This is a genomic window from Mucilaginibacter sp. P4_G9 (genome assembly GCF_056400985.1).
In genome coordinates this window covers 1-6,171 of record NZ_JBFUKF010000297.1, presented here as the reverse complement: position 1 = coordinate 6,171, position 6,171 = coordinate 1, and the positions used below count along the sequence as shown (strand labels likewise).

Below are 6,171 nucleotides of genomic sequence, written 5' to 3'. Positions count from 1 at the left end.
ACTTAGGAATGCAGAAAGTACGTACGATCGGTATAAAACTAGCCAATAAATGTATGATAATGGCAGGAATTGCTTACAATCTTAAGAAGTTAATTAAATATGGAGGGAATAGGCTTTGGCATGAGATTTTAAGCTTATTAGAGCCTTTTAAGACATCTGATTTTTATTGCGCTTAAATCAGATGCCAGGCTAAAATGATCGCACAACTTAGTTTATTGTTCGTTAAAGGGTTAGTTGTGCAACAGCCACGACACGCGTGCGCCAGCCGACGGCACCATCTTTGACCAAAGATTTATCACTTATTATTTATGACCTGAGTCAGTTTACGATAATCCMAAATCATATGCTCACCTGATGCTTTATGTACAATAACATAAAAGCTAGAACTTTTCTTTTCGAGAATATCTCCTTTAGTAACCTTTTCTTCCCAATCTGCATTGAGGGCATATATGAAACCACTTGATAATACAACCATTTTTGTGTTATGATTATTTTCGTCACGGTAAATTGAGTCGACCCTTCCCTTAAACTCCAACCCATACGCTTGCTTCAAAAAAAATTCGCCCCCGCTTGGACCGGCGAGCATTGTCCAAAACGCAAAAATTGCAAAAAACACCACTACACTTCCTACTAGACCCAATACGACAACTTTAGTACTTTTATTAAGTTCTTCCATATTTAATTTATTTTTCAACCCAAGTTGTTCCAATCGAATACATTGCGCTAACACCCCAACCTTTTTTTCCTAGACTAAAAGGGCCATTAAAAGACGCCTGTTCTACTGTATATCCTCTATCGGTTTGACCCCATAGCCTTGGATTAAATACCTTATCTCGGCTACTCCAATTATCATCTATCGTTCCAGCATACGAATCYCCGATATCCATGACGGGGGTGGCAATTCCGAAGCTATATGCTGATGATTTTCCCCCGAAATCGGATGGAACAAATTTACTAGACGAGGTGGGCTTGATTGTACCAACATCTAAGCCCCAGCTTAAACCAAAGCCGATATTTCCGTTAAATGTAAAATATGGTTTAGAATGTCCAGTTGCGTCAGTTACTTTTCCAGCAGCGATTCCAAATCCGCCTATGAAAGCAAAATTAGCAGAAAATCCGACAAACGATCCGAACCCAGATGTCGCTCCATATCTACCTTGGTTAGCTGCAATAATCTTTGAATGACCAACCACGCCAATACCTACCGGCGCTGGTGTGTCCCAAATATATATTAAACTTCCGCTTTTATTAACATTGAACATTCCTTCACCAAAAGCAGCATTTAAAATTGCAGCTGTAGAAGCATCCGGAGCCGTGTTATTTCTTGTCACATACCTGTCATACGCTTCTTTATTTCCATTCTGTGCAGCCTGCGCTAACTGGTAATCGTCCATTGTACTAATACTGTTATTACCCTCCGAGTGGTTGCTATGATCCTGTCCCCGGTCAAAGTCTGTAACATATGTCCCGGGAATCGGGCGTACATAATCACCTAAAGGATCATTAAACATAATTGGATTATTGCCGGCGTAGTTATAGGGACTGATGCTTTCCGCACTTTCAGCAATCGGGTCAACGGCAATAAAACGGGCCAGCGCTGCGTCATAATTCCGGTAAAAAGTTTGGTAATAGTCTGGCAGTTTGTCAAAATCATTCTGCCATTCGCTGCCGCCATTATATAGTTGCTTGTTAGGCGAAGATGGTGTTGTTACCTGGCTATTTGGCATTACTAAACCAAATCCGTAATAACTGTTTTCCTGCCTTATCAAGGCTGTTCCCGGTGTTGATGCACTTTCTTCAAAGCTCAACCGGGCATTGCCTTGCTGGTCGCTGATAATGTATTCCGGCTTCAAGACAACTGTGCTTCCGCTTCCAGTATTACGTACCCTTCCTTCGGGCATGCTAAAGTAACTCAATACATTATTTATGTACACAAAGCCGTCTATATAATCAGTTGTGTTTTGTAAAACGCTATTATCAAACTGTTGCTTTCTTATCAATTGCCCGGTTGCACTATAAGTATAATAAATATACCTGCCGGTAACGCCTGGGAGGGTTACTGTGATCTTATCTGTTTTGTTGAGCAGGTTATAATTGATTGTCAGCGATTTGTATGGGTCTGTAGTCAGATTGCCATTTTCGTCATAAATGTAACTTTCAGTCGTGGTACCACTCAGGTTACGGAAACCATAATCTGTATAGTTACTGCCGGCGCCGTCACTAACAGATTTTAATTGATTCGGGTTATTCGGGTCATAAGTATACCCCAGGTTGTCAAACTCCACCAACGTACTACCCCCAACCGAAGAAGAGTTTCGTTTTAATCCCAGGAGGTTACCACCATCATTATAGGTAATGTTATACTCACTGAAACCGTTAAGATTAAGATTAAAGGCTCCGGTTTGAGTAACGCCCCTTTCTGCGTAGACGCTTCCGTTGTACCGGGCTAACGCATCGTAATTGTAGGTATAACTGCGTTCATTGCTTTTATTTCCCTGCGCATCCCTGCTCATCCACTTTACTGCCGATAGTCTGCCACTGAACCAGGCTGTATTTCCTAAATTATTATCAGCCTGATCATACAGGAATTGCATCCCAAATAAGTCGTTGGAGTCGTCGTTGGTATTAGCATTGCTGCTGTCGTCAGTCAGCTTACTGTTATTGATGCTGGTAAGTTGCCCTCGTATATTATAACGAAAATCTACGGATTGCAAAGCGGATGGTTTAATAACCGCGCTAAATGAAGAGCCGCTTGCTGCCGAAAAGTTAGGGTTTAACGTAATACTATTGCCGGCAGTTGCATTAAATGTGGCACCACTAATAACACTGTTACTGCCGTCTAAAACTATATCCTTTGAGGTTGCACCAGTGCCGGGTTGCAGATTTTTTTTGATTAACTGGCCAATTTCATTGTAGCTATACGACGATACGTGCACAGGTGAACCATTATTGTAGCTTTGGTCAACAGCCATTATCCTGTACATGTGATCATAAGTTGTTGTGGTTAGCACACTGGCGGTAACCGGGGCTGCTAATGTTCCTGTAACTTTAACCGTTTTGGTTTGTTGGGGTATACCTGCAAAATCGGGTGCCGAGGTGGAATAATCGGTAATAACTCCCGCGGTATAATTCAACTGATTATTACTTTGGCTTTGTATAAGGCGCCCGTTCTTATCGTAAAATAATACTTTAATCAACCATATATTGCTCAAACCRCTCCCTACTGTACGCGTTCTGACCATTGTAGGCACACCTTTAATGGCTGCCACTGTGGGCGAAGATTCATTGTCAAGCGATTGTCCGGAATAATTATAATTGGGGGTACCATTGCCATCAATATCATAATCATCGTAATAACTGTAGGCCAGCGGCGTTGTGTTGCTTATAGGAAAAACCAGGCTTGTGTAATAACCGGTAGAAGCTGCTGTCGACCGGCTTTCATACCAGTTGGTATTATAATTGGCCGCTATAGTTGTTGTTAGATAGTACTGCATCCCAATGCGATCAAGTGCCGTTGTCGATGGATCCGTATAAATACCCTGGCTAATGGGATGGTCCTTACTGTCGTACTTAATATAATTCCATTGCTTTGCTATTCTCAACCTGGCATCCTGTATCAATACCGGGCGGTTAAGCGGATCATAAATAATATAAACCACGCCTGCTCCCGGAACAGTTTTTTCTACCACCCGTCCCCGGTCATCATATAAATATTTAAAGATAAGTTTATTGACTATAGCCTGGTTAGGATCATAATTATTCGCAGTAACCATTGATTTTAGCGCCAGCGGCGGGATAACATAGCTAATTGCTCCTGCATTATTATAAATATAATAAGTATCGATATTCAAACCTCCATTCTTTTGTCTTTTCAGCACGGTTTGCCCTCTCAGGTCGGTAAAACTTAAACTCTCTACGCCATCTTCGTTCTTACCGTCCGTAACGGATAATGTGTTATCAGCATAGTTACCCTGGTTAGTACCGTCGGCGCCCCACATGATAATATTGCCATCGGCAGTATTACTATTAGAACGATAAGCTGCAGTTTTATAATGCTGCGTACCGGTTGCCCCTGCAGGCTGGAAACCAACCCCAACCAATCCTGATTTTAACAAACGCTGTAAAGGACTGTTTTCAAATACCTGCTGGCTAAACGGAGCAGCATCATCTGCTACTTTATCGCCAACACCGTTACTGTAAAAACCAGGCTGCCCTGTAGTTAACGCATCCGCCCTGTAAGAACCGCTGCCATCACTACCAACATAAGGTAATAAACTTTTTGTTTGCTGGCCTAAATTATTATAAACCACGGGCACAATGATATCCTTCTGTAAGGGACTGGCTTGAACAGCCACGGTTTGTATAGCCCGGCCCAGGCCATCAAAATAAATCAGGGTGGTTTGCTTCTGTGCAGCAGTAAGCCCAGGAAGCTGATTAACTGCTAAAATCTGGGGTATTTTCACCACCTCGTCCTTAACAAAATTTTTGCTTTGTCCTGATACCTGTTGTAATTCCAGAACCAAAAATGCACTTAACATGCATAGTTGTAATATTTTTGATCTAAATTTCATTGGGAATATATCTTCTAATTTCGATTACTGACAATTAACAACATCAAAAAGGGCATAGTCTGACGAGCCTCCCGTTTGACCAACAGAAGAAGTAACGATGCATCTAACCCTGTATGCCAGGTTTTTGGGTCCGCAATTTTTTATAAACTGCGAAGCATCTGTACCATCGTTTGACCATGTTGAGCCATTATTGTAACTTAATTGCCATTGGTAATGCAAGGTGCCGTAGCCGCTTCCGCCTACCGAAACAATGGTGTAATAACTGTGCGTGGCATCGTTAGGATTTGGGGCGCAATCAACCTGGTTAAGCGATGTATGATAGCAATTATCCCACATCGTCACCCCCGATTGACACATTATAGGACGCAGGTCGGGATATTTGATAACTAAGTTTTGAGTGGAGCTGATTGAGTTGCCATAACTGGGACTGGAAACTGTACAGGTTACCGTGTAATTTCCGGTGGCAGTATACGTATGGGTTTGGTGATATCCGTTTAAGGCGGTAACCGTTGTTCCGTCCCCAAAGTTCCAGGTGAAAGTAGCATCCGATATGCATGGATTACGACCTGCATCCATGTTGACAACTGTATTAACATCCATTGCCCCGTTATTATATGACGGAACGGTAGATATCGTCGGCATAGCCAAACCGGCAGCCACATCGTCAGAATTCAAATAACTTTTTCGTTCCTTAATATATTTGTCCTGATCATAAATAATCAGCACCCTCCCAAATTTATCGTTGGCATAATAAGTTGAAATTCCGTTTGTATTTGTCTCCGCAATTTTATAGTGCCCCACAGGCTCGTAGGCATTGGTTACGGCCTCTGCACTTCGCGGGTAGAAAAGTATATCATCTATATAAACAGGCTGACTTGTACCAAAACTCATGGTAAAGGAGGTGGTCATGTTTCTAACCGGCACTTTCCATTCAAAATATTTAGGTGTGTTGCCGGTAATGGTGAATGGCTCATTATAGATAGATGAGGCGTTACTGCTATTGGTTAAGGTTAAATTAATAGTACCGTTAATAGTACCGGCTGCAGATGAACTGATCCATGCTGAAAATGTATAATAACTTTCGCCGGTTTTCCTTAACATTGTTTTCGAAAGGGTTTGCCCGGTGTTAAAAGTATACGAATTACCAGTATGACTATTGGTATTTACTACCCCCGCAGGTGCAGACAAAGTAAAATTAGTACCCAACGGCAGGCTGCTATCAAAGTCTTCAAAGCCTATTTCACCCACCGATGCATTTTTAAATAAAGCCACGCTATAGTTTGAAAAACGATCGGTAATGCCGGTTTGTACATGTTTATAGTTGTCATCGGCCGTTTGCAATATGCCGGCGTTATCATAAGCTGTAAAATTAGTTACTGGAATATATTTAGGATCGTTTGTTGCGCTCCCACTGTTTATTGCAAATGGCGTAAATGCATCGCCATCGGCTGATACAAATTTCAATGATTGAAAGGGCAGATAGGCATACGTGTTGCCCGGAAACTTAACTGTTTTAAACTTAGTAAGCTGCGCCGTAATCGTTTTTGTGGTACTCCCCCTGGTAACTTGTGTGTAGCTTTCTATAGGTAAATTAATATTC

At 41.8% G+C, this 6,171-nt stretch carries 3 protein-coding genes; all 3 read right to left on the bottom strand.

What is annotated here, in order from left to right; genetic code table 11:
- Nucleotides 1-295: 295 nt before the first annotated feature.
- Nucleotides 296-676: a hypothetical protein gene (locus AC1DPZ_RS19995; RefSeq protein WP_477406686.1), complete on the bottom strand. Its 381-nt coding sequence runs from the start codon at nucleotides 674-676 to the stop codon at nucleotides 296-298.
- 7 nt (nucleotides 677-683) lie between these two features.
- On the bottom strand, nucleotides 684-4,571 hold the full coding sequence (locus tag AC1DPZ_RS19990) for a DUF6443 domain-containing protein (RefSeq protein ID WP_477406684.1): 3,888 nt from the start codon (nucleotides 4,569-4,571) through the stop codon (nucleotides 684-686).
- A gap of 24 nt (nucleotides 4,572-4,595) precedes the next feature.
- Nucleotides 4,596-6,171: PKD domain-containing protein (locus AC1DPZ_RS19985; protein ID WP_477406682.1), on the bottom strand; the 1,576-nt coding region annotated here is incomplete at its 5' end.